At 70.8% G+C, this 21,961-nt stretch carries 18 protein-coding genes and 1 riboswitch; of the genes, 15 read left to right on the top strand and 3 right to left on the bottom strand.

What is annotated here, in order from left to right; genetic code table 11:
• Positions 1–132 precede the first annotated feature (132 nt).
• The 9 genes from ACWCOM_RS03835 (at position 133) to ACWCOM_RS03795 (ending at position 9,789) form a co-directional block, all read left to right on the top strand.
• Positions 133–846 carry an AMP-binding enzyme gene (locus tag ACWCOM_RS03835; RefSeq protein WP_454547413.1) on the top strand — a complete coding sequence of 238 codons (714 nt, stop codon included), beginning with the start codon at positions 133–135 and terminating at the stop codon, positions 844–846.
• A complete protein-coding gene (locus ACWCOM_RS03830) occupies positions 843–1,637 on the top strand; it encodes a TIGR03084 family metal-binding protein (RefSeq protein WP_454547412.1) in 795 nt (264 codons plus the stop codon). Before ACWCOM_RS03835 ends, ACWCOM_RS03830 begins: the two co-directional genes overlap by 4 nt.
• A gap of 1,212 nt (positions 1,638–2,849) precedes the next feature.
• Positions 2,850–3,641 (top strand): peptidase, encoded by a 792-nt coding sequence (locus tag ACWCOM_RS03825; protein ID WP_454547411.1) that lies wholly within the window; start codon positions 2,850–2,852, stop codon positions 3,639–3,641.
• A gap of 151 nt (positions 3,642–3,792) precedes the next feature.
• On the top strand, positions 3,793–4,728 hold the full coding sequence (locus tag ACWCOM_RS03820; protein ID WP_454547410.1) for an alpha/beta fold hydrolase: 936 nt from the start codon (positions 3,793–3,795) through the stop codon (positions 4,726–4,728).
• A 477-nt stretch (positions 4,729–5,205) separates the two neighbouring features.
• A riboswitch (cyclic di-AMP (ydaO/yuaA leader) is annotated at positions 5,206–5,393 on the top strand.
• A gap of 5 nt (positions 5,394–5,398) precedes the next feature.
• Complete coding sequence (locus ACWCOM_RS03815) at positions 5,399–5,899, top strand: NlpC/P60 family protein (protein ID WP_454547409.1); 501 nt, start codon at positions 5,399–5,401, stop codon at positions 5,897–5,899.
• A 189-nt stretch (positions 5,900–6,088) separates the two neighbouring features.
• Positions 6,089–7,288, top strand: a complete 1,200-nt coding sequence (locus tag ACWCOM_RS03810; protein ID WP_454547408.1) for a pyridoxal phosphate-dependent aminotransferase — start codon at positions 6,089–6,091, stop codon at positions 7,286–7,288.
• On the top strand, positions 7,285–8,283 hold the full coding sequence (locus ACWCOM_RS03805) for a 2-hydroxyacid dehydrogenase (protein WP_454547407.1): 999 nt from the start codon (positions 7,285–7,287) through the stop codon (positions 8,281–8,283). The genes ACWCOM_RS03810 and ACWCOM_RS03805 overlap by 4 nt, the downstream gene beginning before the upstream one ends.
• Positions 8,284–8,414: 131 nt before the next feature.
• A complete protein-coding gene (locus ACWCOM_RS03800) occupies positions 8,415–9,365 on the top strand; it encodes a helix-turn-helix domain-containing protein (RefSeq protein WP_454547406.1) in 951 nt (316 codons plus the stop codon).
• Positions 9,366–9,588: 223 nt separating this feature from the next.
• Positions 9,589–9,789 (top strand): hypothetical protein, encoded by a 201-nt coding sequence (locus ACWCOM_RS03795; RefSeq protein WP_454547405.1) that lies wholly within the window; start codon positions 9,589–9,591, stop codon positions 9,787–9,789.
• A gap of 782 nt (positions 9,790–10,571) precedes the next feature.
• On the opposite strand, the gene ACWCOM_RS03790 is transcribed toward ACWCOM_RS03795, so the two are convergent.
• On the bottom strand, positions 10,572–10,844 hold the full coding sequence (locus ACWCOM_RS03790; protein WP_454547404.1) for a hypothetical protein: 273 nt from the start codon (positions 10,842–10,844) through the stop codon (positions 10,572–10,574).
• Positions 10,845–10,951: 107 nt separating this feature from the next.
• Positions 10,952–11,437, bottom strand: a complete 486-nt coding sequence (locus tag ACWCOM_RS03785; protein WP_454547403.1) for a GNAT family N-acetyltransferase — start codon at positions 11,435–11,437, stop codon at positions 10,952–10,954.
• 445 nt (positions 11,438–11,882) lie between these two features.
• Between ACWCOM_RS03785 and ACWCOM_RS03780 the strand changes: the two genes are divergently transcribed.
• Positions 11,883–13,310 (top strand): hemolysin family protein, encoded by a 1,428-nt coding sequence (locus tag ACWCOM_RS03780; protein WP_454547402.1) that lies wholly within the window; start codon positions 11,883–11,885, stop codon positions 13,308–13,310.
• On the top strand, positions 13,307–14,338 hold the full coding sequence (locus tag ACWCOM_RS03775; protein WP_454547401.1) for a CNNM domain-containing protein: 1,032 nt from the start codon (positions 13,307–13,309) through the stop codon (positions 14,336–14,338). Before ACWCOM_RS03780 ends, ACWCOM_RS03775 begins: the two co-directional genes overlap by 4 nt.
• Positions 14,339–14,556: 218 nt before the next feature.
• On the opposite strand, the gene galU is transcribed toward ACWCOM_RS03775, so the two are convergent.
• On the bottom strand, positions 14,557–15,471 hold the full coding sequence (gene galU / locus ACWCOM_RS03770; RefSeq protein ID WP_454547400.1) for a UTP--glucose-1-phosphate uridylyltransferase GalU: 915 nt from the start codon (positions 15,469–15,471) through the stop codon (positions 14,557–14,559).
• A gap of 499 nt (positions 15,472–15,970) precedes the next feature.
• Between galU and ACWCOM_RS03765 the strand changes: the two genes are divergently transcribed.
• The 4 genes from ACWCOM_RS03765 to ACWCOM_RS03750 all read left to right on the top strand — a co-directional run bounded on the left by ACWCOM_RS03765 (position 15,971) and on the right by ACWCOM_RS03750 (position 21,820).
• The gene (locus ACWCOM_RS03765; RefSeq protein ID WP_454547399.1) at positions 15,971–17,413 is read left to right on the top strand and encodes a hypothetical protein; all 1,443 of its coding nucleotides are present in this window, start codon (positions 15,971–15,973) and stop codon (positions 17,411–17,413) included.
• 128 nt (positions 17,414–17,541) lie between these two features.
• Positions 17,542–19,245 carry a GT4 family glycosyltransferase PelF gene (pelF, locus tag ACWCOM_RS03760; protein WP_454547398.1) on the top strand — a complete coding sequence of 568 codons (1,704 nt, stop codon included), beginning with the start codon at positions 17,542–17,544 and terminating at the stop codon, positions 19,243–19,245.
• Positions 19,242–20,306 (top strand): putative glycoside hydrolase, encoded by a 1,065-nt coding sequence (locus ACWCOM_RS03755; RefSeq protein ID WP_454547397.1) that lies wholly within the window; start codon positions 19,242–19,244, stop codon positions 20,304–20,306. Before pelF ends, ACWCOM_RS03755 begins: the two co-directional genes overlap by 4 nt.
• Before the next feature lie 56 nt (positions 20,307–20,362).
• Positions 20,363–21,820, top strand: a complete 1,458-nt coding sequence (locus ACWCOM_RS03750) for a hypothetical protein (RefSeq protein ID WP_454547396.1) — start codon at positions 20,363–20,365, stop codon at positions 21,818–21,820.
• The last annotated feature ends 141 nt before the right edge of the window (positions 21,821–21,961 follow it).

Below are 21,961 nucleotides of genomic sequence, written 5' to 3'. Positions count from 1 at the left end.
CTGGCACTGGCACATCACTCGGTTCTACATCCGTCGCGCTTGTCACTGCGTGGGACTGTCCTGACTTTCCTTGACTCGCCGACCAGCCTTTTAGTCGTGTCATTTAGGGGTTCTGCAACCACGGATTGATCCGTGACGGAGGCGCGGCTGCGGCCCTTTGTCGCCGCCGTCGGCGGCTCGCCCCTCCCCCGGACTCTCGTGGACCAGCGGGCGGCCAAGGGCGTGACCGTCATGGCCGACTCCGGCGCCACCGAGGCCGGGTCCACCGTCCTGACCATGCCCCCGCGCGGCAGCGACAGCACCTCGGCCATCAGCGTGCCGGTGGTCCACGCCCAGTGCAGCGTCCGCGACCTCGACGGCTCGGAGCTGCCCGCCGGCCGGATCGGCGAGCTGTGGGTGCGCGGCCCCCTGCTCATGCAGGGGTACTGGAACAAGCCGGAAGGGACCGCCCAGGCCATCACGCCCGAGGGCTGGTTCACAACCGGTGACGCCGCCCAGGTCGACGAGGACGGGATCTTCCACATCGTCGACCGCTGGAAGGACATGTACATCTCCGGCGGGGAGAACGTGTACCCCGCCGAGGTCGAGAGCGTCCTCTACCAGCACCCCGAGGTCGTGCTGGCCTCCGTGGTCGGGGTGCTGCACGAGCGGTGGGGCGAGACCGGCAGGGCGTTCGTGGTGCTGAGCGGGCGCTCCACCACGACCGCCGAAGAGCTGCGTACCTGCTGCCGCGAGCGCCTGGCCGCCTACAAGGTGCCCACCCACATAGAGTTCCTGGACGACCTGCCCCGCAACGCGGCCGGCAAGATCCTCAAGAAGGAGTTGCGCACCGTGATGAGCCGATGACCCGCCCCGACCCCGCTGCCCTGCTCGCCGACCTGCGCCAGGAGGGGGACCTGCTCGAAGAGCTGCTTCGCCCCCTTTCCGCCGAGGACTGGAACCTCCCCACCTCGGCGGAGGGGTGGACGATCCGCCACCAGATCGCCCACCTCACCTGGACGGAGCGGACCGTGCTGACCGCCCTGGAAGAGCCGAAGGTCTTCGCGCAGCTGCGGGAGCGGTTCCGGGCGGAGGCCGACGTCGTCGACCGCGGCGCCCAGGAGGGTGCCGCACGGTCCCCGGCCGAGATCCTGACGTCCTGGCAGGAGAGTCGGCGCCGCGTGCTCGAGCGGCTCGCCGCCGTGCCGGAGGGTGAGCGCATCCAATGGATCGGCCCGCCCATGGGGGCACCCATGATGGCCAGCGCCCGGATCATGGAGACCTTCGCCCACGGCCAGGACGTCCGCGACGCGCTCGAGGTTCCCCCGGTCGCCTCGCACCGGCTGCGGCACGTCGCCCACCTGGGCGTGGCAGCCCGCGACTACGCCTTTCGGCAACGCCGGCTGGACCCGCCGGCCGAGCCGTTCCGCGTCGAACTCACTCACGAGGACGAGACCTGGACCTGGGGACCGGCCGAGGCAACTCAGCGCATCCACGGCCCGGCCCTGGACTTCGTCCTGCTTGCCACCCGGCGGCGGCACCGCCAGGACGGGAGCCTCGTCGCGGAGGGCCCCGACGCCGGCGCCTGGCTCGACATCGTCCAGGCCTTCGCCGGCCGGCCGGGACCAGGGCGAGCCCCGCGAGCAGACACGCGATGAGACACGGACCGTCGCCCTACTCGGCGCCAGAGCTCTGAGGCCGGTCAGCGACGACGGCCCGTTCCCTGGGACGGCCCCAACCGGGCGGACACACTGACCGAGTCCGCATTGAGTTCGCCCCGCTCGCGGAAGCGGTCGTCGCCGATGTCGCCGTACTCGGAGGTGAAGTACCTGCGCTCGCGGGATCTTTCCCGCGTCGCGGCGCCACGGTCGGCGACGGAGGAGTTCTTCGCCGAGCGCGTCGAGGAAACGGCCTGTCCGCGACGCTGCGGCGGAGTCTGCGGTTCTTTCGTCTTCTAGGACGAGGCCTTGGCCACCGTCTTGCTCGCGGAGCGGGCCGGCTTCTGAGGAGTGCGCGGGATGGTGGCCATGCTGGTGGGCGCCACGGGCTTCTTCACGGTCCGCCCGGATGCCTCCCGAATCTGACGGGCGCTGAGGCGCGTGTTGCTCCACGGGCAGAGAACCTTGCCCCGCCTCCGCTGCGAATGGCTGGGATTAGGTCTGCTCGAGCGAAGACATTTCGCGATGTGCTCCGCAGTGGACGCAACGGACCGTGCAGACGAATTCATGGCCGTCCGGCGGCCGTACGACCTTCTTCGCCCGAGGAGCGGCCATGGCTGGCGCCGATCGCTGAGGAGCCTGCGGATGATTCCGCGTCGACGGGACGACCATGCCCGGTGCGAGCGGATCCGCCGTGGGGCCGTCCGGAGTGAGGGAAGCGGATTTCGGTGCCCCTGTCCGTTGAGGCAGCAGTGCCGTTGTCGAGCGACCCACCGGTCGCGGGGAGGCAGGCTCCGGTGCTCGTTTCGGCGTCGACCGCTGCTTCCCCACGGGTCCCTCCTTGGACCGTCGAGTCTCCATTACCGAATAGCATTTCCTCCTGTTTGCAATCACAATCAGTACCCGCGGTAGTGCGCCGCGTGTCGGCACTGCGACAACACCCACCGCCGCATCGGTCGGACACGGAAGTCAGGAAACATGCACAAGTCCGGTGGCGTCACGCCGCGCCGAGGTTCGTCGGTTCGCCATGACGGGGACATCGACGTGTCCGCGCACGTCAGGAGGGCGCCGAGCGGACGCATTCCACAGTGGGTCCTGGAGGAGGCGCAGGAGCAGCAGCGGCATGCTGGGATGAGTCCCCGTCAACGGCGCCGGACGCAGAGGCGCGCTGCCCGCATCGCCCGACAGTCCACCAGGCGCTGGTCGAAGGATGTGGAGCGACGCAACCGCGCCTGGCGGGCGTCCCCCGCGATCTGGATAGTGCTGCTGGCAGTACTGTGGGTCACTCCGGACCTTTTCCACCAGCACGCCCTGCCGGTGATCCGCCCTTATCTGCCGAACGCCTCGGCGCCGCCACCCGGGGTCGACGCTTCTCGCGATCCGATCGGCGCTCCACCGGCCGTGGCGGACATCGGCGGGTACCGCTTCATGGAGTCACCGGATCCGGAGCAGGAGATGGTCGCCTACGACCCGTGCCGACCGGTTCGCGTGGTCGTGCGCCCGGACAATGCTCCACCGGGCGGTGAGCAGCTGATCGAGGAGGCCATCGGTGCGGTTTCGGCGGCAACAGGCCTGCAGTTCGTCGACGCTGGAACCACCACGGAAGCGCCCTCGAGCCGGCGTGAGCCGTATCAGCCCGACCGCTACGGCCGCCAGTGGGCGCCGATCCTCATCGCCTGGTCCGACGCCGGCGAGCACCCCGATCTGGCCGGGAACGTGGCCGGTCTGGGCGGCAGCACGGTACGGAATGTCGACGAGGGTCCCTTCGTCTACGTGACCGGACAGGTGGTCCTCGACGCTCCATCCCTGACCGCAGCGATGGAGCGGCCGGAGCAGGTGCGAGCGGTGATCATGCACGAGCTGGCGCACGTCATCGGCCTGGACCATGTCGATGATCCCGGACAGCTGATGTACGGGGACAACGTGGGCCTGACCGACTTCGCGCCCGGTGACCGCGCCGGCCTCGCCAAGCTCGGCGCCGGGGCGTGCGTGCCGAGACTGTGAGGCTTCGACCCGAAGCATGACGTCATGCCGGGGCTCCTAGGGGCCAGTCACACATCGCCGCCGCCCTGGTCGAGGGCGCTGCCGAGTCCTAGCGTGGAGGCCACCAGGCGCCACAGCAGCCCAGCAGCGGCCACCGGAAAGCGGGGAAGGCATGAGCGCGCACACGGACGACCAGGGCAACCGCAGCGTCACCGCCCCAGACGGACGCTGCCTGGAGTTCCGGCTCACCGGTCCGCCCGGCGGCCTGCCGGTGGTCTTCCACCACGGCGCGCCCGGCGCGGCGGTTCCGTTCGGGCCGCTCGAACGCGCGGCCGCGAAGCGCGGGCTGCAGGTGCTCACCGTCTCGCGTCCCGGGTACGGCGCCTCGGACCCGCTCCCGGAGGAGACGGCCCCCGGTACGGTGGCCGGCGCCGTGGCCGACATCCGGTGCGTCCTGGACAAGCTGGGCGCCGAGGAGTTCCTCGCCGTGGGCTGGTCCAGCGGCGGCCCCCGCGCCCTGGCCTGCGGAGCACTGCTGCCCGGCCGCTGCCGCGCGGTCGCCTCCCTGGCCGGCTACGCCCCGCCGCGCGCCGAGGGACTGGACCCGGTCGCCGGGATGGACGAGGACAGCGCGGCCGAGTTCACCGCCGTCCGACAGGGTCGCCGGGCACTCGAGGCCTACCTCGAGGAGCAGGTGCAGGCCATGGCCGCGGCGGCCTCGACCCCTGGGGGCGACGTCGTCGAGCTGCTGCGCGCCATGCTCCCGCCGGTGGACCGGGCGGTGATGACCGGGGACTTCGCCGACTACGTACTGGGCGCGGCCGAGCACTCCCTGCGCCAGGGCATCGTGGGTTGGCGCGACGACGACCTGGCGGTGGACTGTCCGTGGGGCTACGTCGTGGAGGAGATCGCCGTGCCGGTACGGATCTGGCACGGCCGGGAGGACGGCACCGTCCCCGTCGCCCACGGGGAGTGGCTCACCGCGCACGTGCCGGGCGCCCGGGCGCACCTGCTGGAGCGCGAGGGGCACCTCTCCCTTGTGGCCCGCCTCGACCGGGTCCTGGACGACCTGCTCGACGCCGCCGTGGTCGACGAGGACGGGATGTAGGGCCGGCACGCCGAAAGCGTCCGCGAAGAAAACCGACCCACACCGGGCGGCCATGACAAAAGCAATAATTTCTTTTAGCGAATTCCCGTGTGAACCCTGGGACCCACTAAGAGGTCGCCCTTTCCGCCCCCACCAAGGAGCCGCTCACGCCGGCTGCCTAATGCTCCGCGAAGCATTCCCCGCGGTTTCTCGCGCCATAACGCGCGTGTCACCCCCGGACGCCCCGCCCCAGGGCAGGGGCGGACTTGCCGGCGGACGCATGTGAAACAGAGCCCCTGGTCAAGCCCACTTTTGTCGTGAGATGCGTCTCCCAGAGGATCCCCGTCGGCACCCCTCACCAAGCAGCCCTGCGCGAGCGCGGAGACCCACGGCCGAATCGCAACAGATTCCGAGACGCGCCCGTGATCTAAACGAGACTTTCTCGTTACTTTTCGATTAGTGTTCTCTCCGTGCCGATTCCCCCACTGATCGGCACCCCCGTGCACATCGCCGAATTCTGCCGGTGCCCGGGGCCCCCCTGAACACATCACTCGGCAGAAGCGGGGGAACCAGAATCGGTCCCTCCCCCCGGGACCTAGGGGTTAAGTCGCCAGGGCCTCCACCCTGCGACCGGGTGTCTCCCACCCGCATCCGACAGCTCACCTCGCAGGCAAGAGGGAGGACATCACTCATGCCCATCTTCCACTCCCGCACGCCCCGCCACCGCGCCCAGCGCTCGTTCCCCCTGGGGCGCACGGCGACCCTGGCGGTCGCCGCCGGCACCATGGCGCTCGGCAGCGTGGCCCCGGCCCAGGCCGCCCCGGCCGCAGCCTCCCAGCAGCTCCTCAGCATCCAGTCCCAGTCCGGCAAGGCCGCGACCATCGCCGCCGCCGCCAGAAGCCAGCTCGGCGTGGCGCAGGACTGCACCTCACTGGTCACCAAGTCCCTGCGCGCGGCCGGGATCAACCACCACGGGTGGCCGGTCTCCTACCTGAACCTCGGCACCCGGGTCTCGGCCGCCCAGGCCCAGCCCGGTGACCTGGTCTACTACGCCAACGGCGGCATGGGCTTCGCCCACATCGCCGTGTACATCGGCGGCGGCAAGGCCGTCCACGGCGGCTGGAACGGCAACCAGACGGTCATCCAGACCGTCAACGTCGGCTCGGGTCCCGTCTACATCCGCGTGCGCTGACCCCACGCACGTGAGCGGGAACCGCACTTCCACACACCACGGGCACAACCTCTGGATGCGGGGCACCCCCGGCTGGATCGACGGGGACATCCATCCGGGAACCACTCTTCCCAGACTGATATATGAGTCGTATGCTCAGTGCGGATCCTGCAGTGGACCGATCGCCGACTCGATGAGGAGTGGAACAGCATGCGGCAACTCGCGCACCGGCTCGAACGGCTGGGCACCGAAACCGCCTTCAGCGTCGCCCAGGCCGCGGCCTCGTGGAAGGCCCAGGGGAACCGGGTGTACCCCTTCCACCTCGGCGACATCAACATCCCCACGGCCCCGCACATCGTCGAGGCCATGAACCGGGCCATCGCCGACGGCTACACGGGCTACTGCCCCGGCCCCGGCATCCCGCAGCTGCGCGAGGCCCTCGCCGAGGACATCGGCTCCCGCCGCGGCATCGGTCTCACCCCCGAGAACATCGTCGTGATGCCCGGCGGCAAGCCCGTCATCACGAAGTTCCTGCAGGCGGTCATGAACCCCGGCCAGGAGGTGCTCTACCCGAACCCCGGCTTCCCGATCTACGAGTCGCAGATCGAGTACCTCGGCGGCACGGCCGTGCCCTACCGCTACCTGCCCACGCCGGAGGGCTTCGCGATCGACCTCGACCAGGTGCGCGCCTCGATCACCCCGAACACGGTCGCCATCATCTACAACGACCTGCAGAACCCCATCTCGGCCGAGTCGACGGCGGCCGAGCGCGAGGCCGTGGCCCAGCTCGCCCAGGAGCACAACCTCTGGGTGCTCTCCGACGAGGCCTACTTCGAGACGCGCTACGAGGGGGTCTCGAACTCGATCGCGTCGCTGCCCGGCATGGCCGAGCGCACCGTCATCCTCTACACGTTCAGCAAGAAGTTCGCCATGACGGGCTCACGCCTCGGCTGCGCCGTCGCGCCGCCCGAGATCGCCACGGTGCTCAGCACCCTCAACACCAACGACGAGTCGTGCACCACGCACTACGTGCAGTGGGCCGGCATCGAGGCACTGCGCGGCCCCCAGGAGCCCGTGCAGGAGATGCTCGACGTCCTGCGCGAGCGCCGGGACGCCGCCTGCGAGATCGTGAACGCCATCCCCGGCATGCACGTGGCCGTCCCGCACTCGACGTTCTACCTCTTCCCCGACGTCACCGCCGCCATGGAGCGCATGGGCTGCAGGGAGGTCGGCGACTTCGCCACGGCGGCCCTGCAGCAGACCGGCGTGTCCTTCTGCACGCGGGAGCACTTCGGCCGGCGCCAGCCCGGCGAGGACCGGCAGTACATCCGGCTCGCCTACTCGGGCATCGGCGTCGACGACATCCGCGTCGGCCTCGGCCGCCTGCGCGAGTGGATCGAGGCGGCATGAGCCGGGTCGTCGTCACGGGACGGGTCCCCGACGCCGCGATCGAGAAGCTCCGCGCCGAGCACGAGGTCGACGCCTGGCCGGGTCCGGAGTCCATCGACCGGGAGGAGCTCCTGCGGCGCGTGGCCGGCGCCGACGCCGTGGTGAGCCTGCTCACCGAGCGCGTCGACGCCGAGCTGCTCGACGCCGCCGGCCCGCAGCTGCAGGTGGTGGCGAACGTCGCCGTCGGCTACGACAACATCGACGTGCCGGCCTGCGCCGAGCGCGGCGTCGTGGCCACCAACACCCCCGGGGTGCTCACGGACGCCACCGCCGACATCGCGCTCGGCCTCATCCTCATGGCGACCCGCCGCCTCGGCGAGGGGGAACGGCTCATCCGTTCCGGGCAGTCCTGGAAGTGGGGGATGTTCTTCCTGCTCGGCAGCAGCCTGCAGGGCAAGACCCTCGGCGTCGTCGGCATGGGCGGCATCGGCCAGGCGACCGCGCGCCGGGCCAAGGCCTTCGGCATGGAGATCGTCTACCAGTCGCGCAGCGAGATCGACCCCGCGATCGCCGCCGAGCTGGGCGCCCGGCGGGTCGAGCTCGACGAGCTGCTGGCCGTCTCCGACGTCGTGTCGCTGCACTGTCCCTACGGGCCCGCCACGCGCCACCTGATCGGCGCCGAGCAGCTGACGGCGATGAAGGACTCGGCGTACCTCGTCAACACCGCGCGCGGACCGATCGTGGACGAGGCGGCGCTCGCGTCGGCGCTGCGCGAGGGCCGGATCGCGGGCGCCGGGCTGGACGTCTTCGAGCACGAGCCGCAGGTGCATCCCGAGCTGCTGGAGCTCGACAACGTGGTGCTGGTGCCGCACCTGGGCTCGGCCACCGTGGAGACGCGCACCGCGATGGCGGTGCTCGCCGCGGACAACGTGCTCGCCGTGCTGGGCGGGGAGCAGCCGCCCACACCGATCGCTGTGCGACAGGGCCGGTCGTCGGTCGGGACGGGGCCGCGATGACCCGCTGACGGGGGCTCCGCCGTCGGGTGGAGCCCCCGTGCCCGCACCGGAACAAACGCCGATGTCCTGCCGGGAATGGCATCTTCCGGAGTGCCGTCGAATCCCTGCCATGGTCGTGGGACCATGGGCCCATGATCAGCAACGTGGCCGTCATCGTGTTCCACGAGGTCTCCCCCTTCGAGCTCGGGGTGGCCTGCGAGGCCTGGGCGATCGACCGCTCCCGCGACGGGCTGCCGGTGATGGACTTCGCCGTGTGCAGCCCCGACGGGCGGCCGGTCCGCACGATCGCCGGCTTCGACGTGGCCGTGCGGCACGGGCTCGACCGGGTGGCCGCGGCGGATCTCGTGGTCCTCCCGGCCATCTCCCGGGACCGGGACGTCCCGGCAGAGGTGGTCCAGGCGCTGCACGCGGCCCACGAGCGCGGGGCCCGGATTCTGTCCATCTGCTCGGGCGCCTTCGTGCTGGGGGCGGCAGGCCTGCTCGACGGCCGCCGCTGCACCACCCACTGGATGCACACCGCGGAGCTGGCCGAGCGGTTCCCCGCCGCGCAGGTGGTGCCGGAGGTCCTCTACGTCGAGGACGGCACCATCCTCACCAGCGCCGGCACCGCGGCGGGCCTCGACGCCTGCCTGCACCTGTGGCGCCAGGAGTTCGGCTCGGCGGCCGCCAACGCCGTGGCACGGCGCATGGTCGTCCCGCCGCAGCGCCAGGGCGGACAGGCACAGTTCATCAAGGAGCCGGTCCCCGAGCACCGTGCCGAGACCCTGGACCCGCTGCTGAGCTGGATCGTGGGACACCTCGACGAACCGCTCGACGTCGACGCCCTGGCCCGGCGCGCCGCCATGTCCCCGCGCACCTTCGCCCGCCGGTTCCGCGACGAGACGGGCACCACGCCGCACGCCTGGATCACCGCGCGGCGCCTGCACCGGGCCGAGCAGCTGCTCGAGGAGACGGACCTGCCGGTGGAGCGCATCGCCGCGGACGTGGGCTTCGGCAACGCGGCCACGCTGCGCCACCACTTCGCCCGGGTCCGCCGGCTCAGTCCGCAGCAGTACCGCCGCCGCTTCGCGACCACCGTCTGAGCACCACTGCCTGAGCACCACCGCCTGAGCACCACCGCCTGAGCACCACCGCCTGAGCGTCACCGCGTCGTTGCCGCCGCGGCCGCGACGATGCCGCCGAAGTGGCAGGAAATGAGCGACAGGCGTCATTTCTGCCACTCGTGCGGAGAGGTCCGGCCGGCCAGGCTTGTCGGTGTGAGAGTGAGCCGGATCGGACCGGCACACCACAGGCAAGGAGCCCACCATGATGACGGACCTGTTCCTGATGCTCGCCGCGGCGGCGGTGCTGTCGGTGTACATGCTGATCGGCCGCCTGGCCATTCCGGCGGAGGACCGGGTGCCGCTGCGTGATCTCGACCGGGACGGCTGGGTGCACACGCTGCGGCGCAGCCTGGTGGTGCTGAGCGACTCCGCCCCGGGTGCGGGCGCTGCACAGGGGCGGTGAGGAAGCGGGGTTGACCGTGGCGGCCCGGCAGGATGAGGGCCCCGGTGCGGGTCCGCGCCGGGGCCCTCCGCTTGCCGGCCGGAGGTCTCGGCCCTCGACGATGTCGAGGTCGTGGACGCGGGCTCACCGTCCACGAGCTCCGTCCGCTTCCCCAGGGAGCCCGGTGCCCACGTCTCGACGGCCTTTTCCTCTACGACGCGGCGGCCCCGTGCCGGCGGAGCACGCCGACGCGAAGGTCGTCGTCTGTGGCACCCCGTCCGACGCCCTGCAGGAGTCGGCCCGCCGGCTCTCCCGCGTGCGGCTGGTCCAGGCGTTGGCGACCGGATCGGACAGCGTGCCGGCGGCCGGCCCATCGGTGCCGCCCGGCTGCTGCGCGAGAACCTCCGGGCCCTGACGGAGGGCGGCGAGTTCACCAACCGGGTCGCCCGCTGACCCACCGCACGGCGGGACCACCGGGCGGTTCACGCCCGCACCCGAATATTGCCTGTGGGGTGCGTCATATTCGGAGACCGTTTGCGGGGCCGGTGGCGCATCGTCCATGGTGGTCGTGGGGAGAGACCAGGGCCTGACCAGAGGCACTTCTGGTCACCCGTGGCCGTGGTGCGCGCCGCCCGTCGGACAAAGGGGTCCACGGGACGGTCGTCACGGCCGGCCCCGCCCTGACAGGGGGAAGCGCTGGAGGCGGACGTGCTGGGGGGCATGTCCGCCTCCAGCCATGTCGGCCTCCGCATTGCGGCGCCGCGGCCCCCGCCACGGGCGGTGCATCGGCGCCGCCCGCAGGATCAGGGCACCCAGCCCAGGACCTGCCCGCCGAAGGCCATCAGGCCCACCCACGTCACCGCGGCCACGATGGGCACGAGCAGCACCAGGAAGGACCGTCGCCGCACCAGTCGCACGCCGGCGCCGGTGAGGACCGCCCACCAGACGAGCAGCAGCACCACGGCCCACAGCGGGGCCATCAGGCCGCTGGCCAGATAGAAGTACCCGACCACGAGGTGGGCGGCCGCGGCCAGCACCACCGCGAGCCCGAACCCGGGCCGGCTGCGCGTCCTCATGCGACCACTGTGCGCCCCGCACGGCGGACGCACAATCGTGAACCCGAGGCCGACGGGTCGTGACCGGCCGGGAGTCCGGGTACCTCTCGGACGGTCACGACGGCCTCCTACAGCACGCGGCTGTAGAACACGGTGGGCAGCGGGGTGAAGCCTCCGGCGGCGTAGGCGGCCCGGGCGGCGGCGTGCGCGTCGTCGCCGCCGGTGCCCGCCCGGGCGACGACGCACCCGGCGGCGCGCATCGCCGCGCAGGTCGCGTCGATCAGGGCGCGGCCGAGGCCGCTGCGCTGGTGCCGGGAGTCGACGGCGAGCAGCGTGATCTCCCCCTGCGGCCCGGCGGGGCCGGGATGGACGTCCCAGGCGGCGTAGCCCGCGGGGGCGCCGTCGAGGTCGGCGACGAGCAACCGGTGCCGTCGTTCCGGACCGGTGAGCTCCGTCAGGGTGTCGCGGTAGTCCCGCTGCCACTGCCCGTTCTGCCGGGCGAACAGCTCGGGGCCCAGCTGCTGCCGGATGCCGTCCTGGACGGGTTGGAAGGCGCGGACGGTGAGGTCGACGAGGGCCTCGAGGTCGTCGGCGCGGGAGGTGCGAAGGTGCATGGTCCGTCTCCTGGAGCGTGCGGGAACCCGTGACCCGGAAGCGGGTCACGGGGAGGGCTCGGTGCCGAGGCGGCGGGGCCTCGGCGCGCTCAGGAGCGGGTGCGCACGGCGGCGGGGCACATCACGTCTCCAGGGTAGAACAGGCCCGTGGCGCCACGGCCCCAGGGTGCCGCCGGGACCTGGATCGCCTGCTGGAGCCGCGCCGCCGAACCTGGGGATCCGCCCGGAATCGGCGCCGCGGCCCGGTCCGGCCGCACCGGCGCCAATAGACTGTGGGACGCATCCGCATCCCCGATCACTGGAGTGTGTGTACCACCGTCATGGGCCCATCGCCTGCGAGACCCGGGTCGTCCGACGACCCGGGCGACAGTTGTCCCTGTCCCGCAACAGCTGACCACCGCCGCAGGCTCCGGCCCGGCTCGTCCTCCCCGGGGGTGAGCCCCCGATGATCGGAGCGCTCCTCACCCTGCTCCTGGGCATCGTGGTGATCCTCGCGATCATCGCCGCCAACGGCTACTTCGTGGCCCAGGAGTTCGCCTACATGTCCGTGGACCGCGCCCGCCTGGGGGCGCGCGCCGAAGCCGGCGACAAGGCCGCCCAGCGTGCGCTGAAGGTGACCCGCCGCACCTCGTTCATGCTCTCGGGCGCCCAGCTGGGCATCACCGTCACCGGCCTGCTCGTCGGCTACGTCGCCGAGCCCCTGGTCGGCGAGTCCCTGGCCGTGCTGCTGGGCAGCACCGGCGTCCCCGCTGCGCTGAGCATCTCGGTGGGCACCGTGGCCGCCCTGGTCGTGGCCGCCGTGGTGCAGATGATCTTCGGCGAGCTCTACCCGAAGAACCTCGCCATCGCGAACCCCGAGCCGATGGCCCGCGCCCTGGCCCGCTCCACGACGATCTACCTGACCGTGTTCGGCTGGCTGATCACCGTGTTCGACCACGCCGCCAACGCCCTGCTGCGCCTGGTGCGCGTGGAGCCGGTGCACGACGTCGACACGACCGCGACCGTCGAGGACCTCGAGCGCATCGTGGCCGACTCCCGGCAGAGCGGCGACCTGCCCGAGGAGCTCTCGGTGCTCATCGACCGCATCATCGACTTCCCGGACCGGGACGTCGAGCACGCCATGATTCCCCGCTCGCAGGTCGGCGCCGTCGCCCCGGACACCACCGTGGGCGAGCTGCGCGCCCTCATGGCCGCCGAGCACACCCGCTACCCGGTGATCTCCGAGACCGAGGAGCCCCTGGGCGTCGTCCAGCTCGCCGACCTGCTGCGCAGCAGTGCTCCCGACGACGCCACGGTGGCCACCATCATGGCGCCCCCGCTGGTGCTGCCCACGCTCATGTCCCTGCCGGACGCGCTGGCGCGGCTGACGGAGTCGCGCAACGAGCTGGCCTGCGTCATCGACGAGTACGGCGGCTTCGCCGGCGTCCTGACGGTCGAGGACCTGGCCGAGGAGCTGGTCGGGGAGATCACCGACGAGCACGACGACGAACCCCCGGCCCCCATCACCGCCGAGCGGGAGGACACCTGGCGGATGGACGGCGACGTCCACGTCGACGAGGTCGAGCGCGCGGTGGGCCACGAGCTGCCCGCCGGCGACTACGAGACCATCTCCGGGCTGCTCATCGCCCACCGCGGTGAGCTGCCGGCCACCGGGGACGTGGTGCGGGTGGAGCTGCCGGACGACCCCCGCGACCTCGTCCTGGACGAGCCCGTGCACCGGGTCCTCGACGTCGAGGTGCTGGAGCTGTCCCGGCACGTGCCCAGCGAGCTGTTCGTGCGGCTCGTGGAGACGACCGCCGAGACCACCGCCGCAGGCGCCGCACCGGCCCGCGGCACCACCGGCAGCCACACCCCCCGGGAGGAGGACCGATGACCGACCCGCTGATCGTCACCGTCGCCACCGCGCTGTTCATCGTGCTCAGCGCGTTCTTCGTGGTCATCGAGTTCGCCCTGCTGGGGGCCCGCAGCCACCGGCTCGAGGCCGAGGCCGCGACCAACCGCTCCGCCCGTGCCGCGCTGCGCGGGATCAACGAGCTGACCATCATGCTCGCCGGCGCGCAGCTGGGCATCACCGCCTGCACCTTCGCCCTCGGCGCGGTCACCAAGCCGGCCGTGGACGCGTGGCTGAGCCCCGTGTTCGCGGCCTGGGGCGCACCCGCCGGACTGGCCGACGGCGCCGCCTTCGCCCTGTCGCTGCTGTTCGTCACCTTCCTGCACCTGGTGGTGGGCGAGATGGCGCCGAAGTCCTGGGCGATCGCGCACCCCGAGACCTCGGCCAAGCTGATCGGCGTGCCCTCCCGCGGCTTCATCTGGGTGGTGCGGCCGCTGCTGGTCTGGGTCAACGCGATCGCCAACCGGCTCGTCGCCGCCAGCGGGGTCACCCCGGTGGACCGCGCGGCCGTCGGCGGCCAGGACGCCGAGACCATCCAGCACCTCGTGGAGCACTCCGCCTCCGTCGGCGCCCTCGACTCCTCCTTCCACACCCAGGTCTCCGGCGTCCTGGAGCTCGAGAAGCTCACCGTCGAGGCGCTGATCGCCCACGACGGCCCGCCGACCACGGTGCCCGCGGGGGCCACGGCCGCCGACGTGCAGGCGGCCGCCACCCGGACCGGGCACCTGCGGATCCTCGTGGGGGACCCCGAGGCCGGCGCCCCCGGCGTCGTGCACGTCCGCGACACGCTGCTCGAACCGCCGGGCCGGCCCGTGCGGGAGCTGTCCCGCCCGGCGTTCGTGCTCGAGGCCGACACCCCGGTCTACGAGGCCCTGGCCCGGATCCGGGCGGCCGGCGAGCAGCTCGCCGCCGTACGGCACGACGGCCGCTTCGTCGGGGTGATCACCCTCTCCGACGTCCTGCGACGCGTGCTGCCCATGGAGCTCACCCCGGCGGGCCGGCCGGACTGAGCCCGGCCGTCGGCCCGCACTGACGCGGTCCCCGGCGCGGTCCCGACGACCGCGCCGGGGACCGCGCCGTCGCACGAGTGGAGCGCTGCGCGATCGTCAGCCGCGTCTGCTGAACCATCACGACCATCGGGGCGGCCTGCAGCCCCTCCCCACGCCCCCTTCGACCACCTTGATGCCCTGGTCCTCCGTGTGCTGTCCGGCCACGGGAGCGCGGCCTCTCAGCCGACCGGCAGCGACCGGGTGTAGTCCTTGAGCCACTCCCGCAGCTCCGGGCCGAGGTCCTCCCGCTCCGAGGCCAGGATGATGTTCGCCTTCAGGTAGCTGAGCTTGTCCCCGGTGTCGTAGCGGCGGCCCTTGAAGACCACCCCGTACACCCCGCCGCCGGCGCCCTCGCGCCCGGCCAGGGTCTGCAGGGCGTCGGTGAGCTGGATCTCCCCGCCCCGGCCCGGGGCGGTGTTCTCCAGCACCTCGAACACGTCCGGGTGCAGCACGTAGCGCCCGATCACGGCGAGGTTGGAGGGGGCCTCCTCCGGGGCCGGCTTCTCCACCAGCCCGTTGATCCGCACGTACTCGTCGCCCTCCACCACGGTGACGTCGGCGCAGCCGTAGGCGCTGATCTGCTCGGGCTCGACCTCCATCAGCGCCACGACCGAGCCGCCGGTGCGCTCCTGGACGGCGATCATCTGGGTGAGCAGGTCGTCGCGGGCGTCGATGAGGTCATCGCCCAGCAGCACCGCGAAGGGCTCCTCGCCCACGTGGATCTTCGCCCGCAGCACCGCGTGCCCCAGACCCTTGGGGTCGGCCTGGCGCAGGTAGTGGATCTCCCCGAGCTCGGAGGCGTGCTCGACCTCGCGCAGCAGGGCGGTCTTGCCGGACTCCTCGAGCTGGTGCTCCAGGGCCGGCACCCGGTCGAAGTGGTCCTCGAGGGCTCGTTTGGACCGGCCGGTGATCATCAGCACGTCCTGCAGGCCGGCGTCCACGGCCTCCTGCACCACGTACTGGATGGCCGGGCGGTCCACGACCGGCAGCATCTCCTTGGGCATGGCCTTCGTCGCGGGCAGGAACCGGGTGCCGAGCCCGGCGGCGGGGATCACGGCCTTGCGGACCGCGCAGGTGCTGTTGCTTTCGCTCATGCGCCCACGGTAACCGTGCGATCGCCAAGCACCCGAATCGGAAGCGCCCCGCCTCGCAGCGCGAGACGGGGCGTTCCCGTGCCCGTGCGGGGTCACGGGCACACGTCCCGGGGGAAAGGGACGTCCAGACCGTAGCAGAGGGGGAAACACTCGATGTGCGGGCCGGCAAGCAGGAGGCCTCGGCCGGGCGGAGTTCAGCGGGATCTAATCGGAAGTTCAGCGGCACCATGCCCGGTGTTGTCCCCCAGTCTGTAGCCCCCGGACGGTTCGGCTGCTATGGACGCACGCCCTGTGACCAGCGGAGACGCCCATTTCCCGATGCGGGGAAACTCCGCGCCTGCCTGCGAATGCATGAGAGATTGATCACTTCTTTTGCGTATGCATCGCCTGTGCCGTCAAGCTGACTGCGGCGGAAGGCAGGGGATGTCTTACCGCGTCTAGTTCATCGGGCGTTGTTGCGACGGGGGTCGCAGGCGTTTCCCGATTCGCAGGGGGAACCATGAGATCGATCCAGTCCTTGGTGCACGACGCCTTCAGTCGGCGCCGCACCGCAGTCATCGTGTCGGCTCTGTTGCTGACGGCCCTCGTGCCGGCGGCCGTCGACCGGCTCACCCAGTCCAGTCTGACGCTCCTGGCTCTGACCGGGGGGCTGCTGGTCGTATCCGTGGTCGCGCTGATGATGCGCGGCGGGGCCACCGGCATGGTCGGCAACGATCCGGACTCACCGGTGAGCAGCCGGGGTGGGGTGAACCTCCTGCTGTACCTGTCCCCGGTGATCTTCCTCAACATCGTCTTCCCGCTGGTCAGTCCCCGGATGGCCGAAGCCACGGTCGGGGGCGTCCAGCTGACCTACGTGGTGCTGGCCTCCTCGATCACCGTGCCGTGGCTGGCCCAGGCGGCGTGCATGCCTGCCTACCGCGCCATCGGTGGGTTGATGGCCGAGCGGGACATGGAGCAGATCACGCGCCGGTTCTGCCAGGTGTGGCCGGCGATGTTCGTCCAGACGCTGCCGCTGGTCGGGTTGTTCGCGGTGCCGCTGTGGCTGGCCACCGGCTGGTCCGCACAGGCCATGGGCACCTACCTGGTGCTGTGCGGGGCGCACGTGCTGTTCGTGCAGTCCCTGGTGCTTGCCAACGTCGGGGAACGACGCGGGCTGTGGGCCCTGGCCTGGGGCGCCTATGCTCTGGCCCTCGTCGTGGCACCGACGCTGTGGATTCTGCCGCCGCTGCTGGCCGCGGCCACCCAGATCGCGGCCATGGGCAAGCACCTGACCCACGCCCGCTCCTTCGAACGCCTGGGACACCGCAATTTCGCCGGTGACGTGGTCCGAGGGCTGCTGCTCGGTGCGGTGCTGTGGGCGGACAAGTTCGTGCTCTTCCTCGTCACCGACGGCACCTTCCAGGTGGTGGTGGTGTTCATGGGCATGCTCCCGGCCGTGCTGGCCTACAACTTCTATTTCGTGAACCTGGCCCCGCACGTGGACCGTGCCGTGGCGGGGCTGCACCGGGCGATCGAACGCGAACCGCTGCCGGTGCTGGCGTCCCACTCCACGCTGCTCAGCCACATCGTCGACCGCGCCGTGCTGCGGACCGGGGCGATCGGGATGGCCCTGACCCTGGCGGCCTCGATGCTGCTGGGCGGGCTGCAGCCGGCACACGTGCTGCTGGCCGTGGCCGTGTCGGTGGCCTCCTGGACGTTCATGATGCTCACCCTGCTCAGCTACGAGCTGGACTACATCGGGGAGAAGATCACCGCCCAGGCCCTCGGCGCCGTCCACCTGCTGGTGTGCGTCCTGGCGTTCACCGCCCTGGGCACCAACGGCGCATACGGCGTGCTGCTGCTGGCCGATCTCGTGCTCGTGGCCGTGGCCTGGGGGCTGTACAAGCGCCACTGGGTCCAGCCGGAGTACACCCTGTTCTGGCGCCACGCCACCTCCTGGTAACCCACCCCCCTCACCCGCCGCACCACCGGTTGGCGTCCCCGCACGAGGACCGAACCCCGGCACCCGGTGCGTTTCCCCGGCCCGGTGCCCACCGGCCAAGACCACCCCTGTCTCGAGGAGACCCTGGCATGTACCCCTTCACTCTCTCCCGCGCCAAGCACCGCGCCACCACCACGGACGCTCTGGGCCTGCTGCCGGCTCAGCGGCAGCGTCAGCAGGAGTACGAGGAGGTGGACGTGGCCATCGTGATGGAGTCCACCTACCCCTATCTCAAGGGCGGGGTGTCCGCGGTGGTCCACGACATCGTCGTGGGCAACCCTGACCTGACCTACGGCATCATCCACATCGCCTGGGACTCCTCCAGCCCCCACGACGATCTCTACGGCATGCCCTCGAACGTGAAGTGGGTGCGGGTCGTGTACCTGAGCATGCAGGAGCACCGGCACGACTTCATGTCGGTGCGCACCAAGGACCTGGGCATGACCTCCGCCCAGCGGACCGAGCTGTCGAACCGGATCTTCGACGCGCTCCACGCCCTGTCCGAACGTCGGGAGACCGAGCCGCTGTGGCAGCTGATCGACGAAGGCTTCAATGAGCGGACCCGGCAGTACCCGCTGTGGGCGGTGCTGGGCTCCAAGGAGTTCATGCACGCACTGACCGAACGCATGCCCCAGCTCGGGCTGTCGCTGTCGGACTCCTTCTGGGTGCTGCGCGGCTTCTTCTCCCTGGCCCACGCCGTGCTGGGCGACACCATGCCCAAGGCCCGGGTCTACCACGCGCACACCACCGGATACGCATCCCTGCTCGGGGCTGCCGCGGCCCGCGACCACGGCACCTCCTTCCTGCTCACCGAGCACAACCTCTACGTGCGCGACACGGTCAACACCCTGCTGGACCGGAACATGGCCCTGTCCATCACCTCCAAGGACTACCGCACCTTCGACGTCACCGCCGAGCAGCGGGCCTGGATGGCCTGGTGGATCGAGATGGGTCACTTCTGCTACCCCAGCGCCGAAGTCATCACCTACCTGTACCCCACGGCGATCACCGAGGCCGCCGAACTGGGCACCGACATCGACAAGTCGGTGGTGCTGCCCAACGGCATGACCATCGAGGAGTTCGAGGAGAAGTACCACGCCCGTCAGGCCGCCGTGGAGAAGATCGCCCAGGACCGGGACCAGCACACCTGGAAGCTCGTCTACATCGCCCGGGTGGTGCCCATCAAGGGACTGATGGACCTGCTCTCCAGCATGGACATCCTCAAGCGGCACGGATATCCCAACCTCCACCTGGACGTACTGGGTCCCACCGAGCACGTCCCCGAGTACTACGAGGCCTGCCTGGCCAAGATCGAGGCGCTCGGTCTGCAGGACATGGTGACCATCCACGGCACCGTCAATGTCCGGGACATGCTCGACCAGTTCGACCTGCTGGTGCTCCCCAGCTACAACGAGGGTCAGCCCATCGTGGTGCTCGAGGCCATGGCCGCCGGCATCCCCACCGTCGGCTCCGACGTCGGGGGCATGAGCCAGCTGGTCGCCGACGACCTGCACACCGCCGACGGCAGGACCTGGGGGGCATGCGGCGAACTGGTCTCCGCCGGTGATGTCGAAGGCATGGCCCGGCAGATCCGCACCGTCATCGAGGACACCGACCGCTACCGCGCCTACTGCGTCAACGCCCGCGGCCGGGTGGAGGACTTCTTCCAGCTCCACGAAGTGATGTCCTCCTACAACCAGATCTACCGGATGCTCGGGAACATGGATGCCAAGCGCAACTACGAGTACACCGCGAACACCGCCGATACCGAGGCCATCGAGATCGTCTCGTGAGCGGGGTAGGCGCCTGGATCCGCTACGGCGATCCCATCAGTGCCGCACAGATCGACTTCGCCGTCGAGCACTACCGTGCGGCGATCCTGCAGCCGTGGGAACTCGAGGCCGCGGCGCAGCTGAAGGAACGCCGCCCGGACATGACCGTGCTGTGCTACAAATGCCTCTCCTCCACCCGCAGCTACGAGCCCGGGCCCCTCTACAGCTCCGGGATCTCCTACGCCGAGGCCGACGGGGAGTGGTTCGCCCGCCGGACCACCGGTGAACGGGTCGAGTGGGAACGCTATCCCGGGCACTGGCAGATGACCGTGTGGGCCCCCGACTACCGCGCCCGGTGGGTCGACAACGTCACGACCGAGCTCACCGACTCGCCCTTCGACGGGGTGATGGCCGACAACGACGTCTTCGACGACTACTACGGCCTGAACCTGCCGCTGCACGAGGCCGGATCGATGGCCGAGCTGCGCGAAGGCCTCGACGCGCTGGTGCACGCCGCCGGCGGCGCGCTGAACGAGGTGGGGAAGATCCTGGTCCCCAACATCGCCGAGTCCCGCCGGCAACCCGGACGGTGGAACGCCCACGCCTCCTACGGAGGCGGGTTCGAGGAGGTGTGGCTGGGCTACAGCCCCACCGACCTCTTCGACCCGGACACCGCCGAGGCCCAGCTGGTCCAGGCCACCGGCCCCGGGCTGAGCATCCTGCGGGTGCCCACCGACGGCAACGACAACCACCCCAACTTCCGCTACGGTCTGGCGGCGTTCTGGATCTTCGGCGCAGGCCGCGGCGCGTACTCCGCCACCGGCCACGACGACTACAACCACACCCAGTACGTGGCCGAACTCGACTGGGACCTCGGAGCCCCGCTCCACGACCCGGTGCGTCGAGGACACACTTGGTCCCGCGAGTTCACCCATGGGTGGGCCGCGGTGAACTTCAACATGGACGGACGACGACGCCGCCGCCTGAAAGTGCCTCCCGGCATGATCGACGGCCATGGTCAACCGGCCGGCTCCCACCTGGTGCTGGCCCCACACCGCGGGCAGGTGCTGCGACGCGCCTGACCCGCCCTGGGGTTCACATGTGCAACTAATGAGCCGAAGTGGGTCATTATGTGCACATGAAAACGATGGCCGTCGCGACGGTCCTGCTCGCCGGTGCGCTCACGACCCTGTCCACCGCACCGGCCCCGGTGGTGGCCACCAGCCTCACGCCCGCCGCTGCCGAGGACCGCTCCCGCCGACTTCCGGCGTACTTGCAGGGCTATCGACAAGGCCAGTTGCTGTGCCCCGGTGCCGCGCTGACCGGCAAGGTGTCCGTGGCCATCGTCGACCCCATGATGGCCACCACCGACGTCCCCGGGGACTGCACCCTCAACGACATGAGAGCCGCCAACCCGGACACCCAGTTCCTGGCCTACCTCAACGTCGGCGCGATGCGGCCCTGGGAGCACTGGAACGGCAACTTCCAGAACTCCTGCGCCGACGTGAGCGATCGGCGCAGCGCCCGGTTCGCCGTCACCACCACCAATCCGGCCGTCGCCACCACTCCTGCCGGACATGCCGGCTACCCCGACTTCTCCTACCTCACCATCGCCGACCTCTCCCCCGCCTACGCCCAAGCCTGTGCGGAAACCGCCCACAAGATCCTCACCACCGATGCTGAACGCGGCACCACCGACGCCCCGTCAACCCGCTTCGACGGCATCTTCCTCGACGACACTTCTCTGTCCCCGGCTCATGGCCAGGACATGGTCGACATCGGCCAGTGGGGACCCTGGGCCGACGACGACGCCTACGGGCGCGCCATGATCGACACGGTCACCCGCATCGACTCCGCCCTCACCGAATCCATGGGCACCGACGTGCCCGTGGCGATGAACCTGGGTCTCTACCCGGCGTGGAACAACCAGGTGGACCTGGCTCTGGAACTTGCCGCCACCGGCGCGGTGGACTTCGCGCTGCGCGAGCACAGCACCGCGGAGAGCACCGGCAGTCCGTTCTCCTCGGAGCGGATGCATGAGGAAGCCGCAGCCTTCCGCGCCATCACCGCCGCCGGGCTGCCCATCGTCCAGCACGACTACTCCGTGCCCCTGCGCCAGGTGCCGGCCACTGCCTACGACCGCGGCCTGCCCATCGACGGCTCCGCACCATGTCTCCGGGACGACTTCGAGGACCGCGCCCGAATCGTCGACGCCGCGGACCACCGACGCACCCTGGACCACCGGCTCACCCTGGGCAACGTCCTGCTCCACCGAACCCCGGACACCACCGCCATGACGGCCACCCTGAACCAGGCCGAGCCCACCTGCCAGGACAACGCCTGGGACGACGACCGGCACTGGGAGGACGTCACCCGCGCCTCCGTGAACACCACGGACCCGCAGATCACCGCACTCACCCGGGCCCTCACCTCCTCCGCCCACCCTGTCGCAGCCCCGTTCCAGGACAACGGCGTCCTGCTCACCAAGCTGTCCGACGGCAGCGTCCTCGCGGTCAATCAGAACTCCGACAGTCGGCGCGTCACCGCTTTCGGTACGGAGATCACGGTTCCCGGCCGATCGGCCACTCTCGACTGATCCATCGAGCACTGCGCTTCCACGATGAAGTGCGGTGCGTGTACCTGGCGCCCCACGCATCCTGCCCGGGCCGCGGTTGCCACCCCAGCCGGTTCGGGACCACGTCAGCAACATGTCTCCCGGCGGGAGAGACCGGCAGGA

It is taken from the genome of Kocuria sp. KH4 (assembly GCF_053711175.1).
Note: the sequence above shows the minus strand (reverse complement) of the source record. Positions and strands in the feature narration are given on the sequence as shown.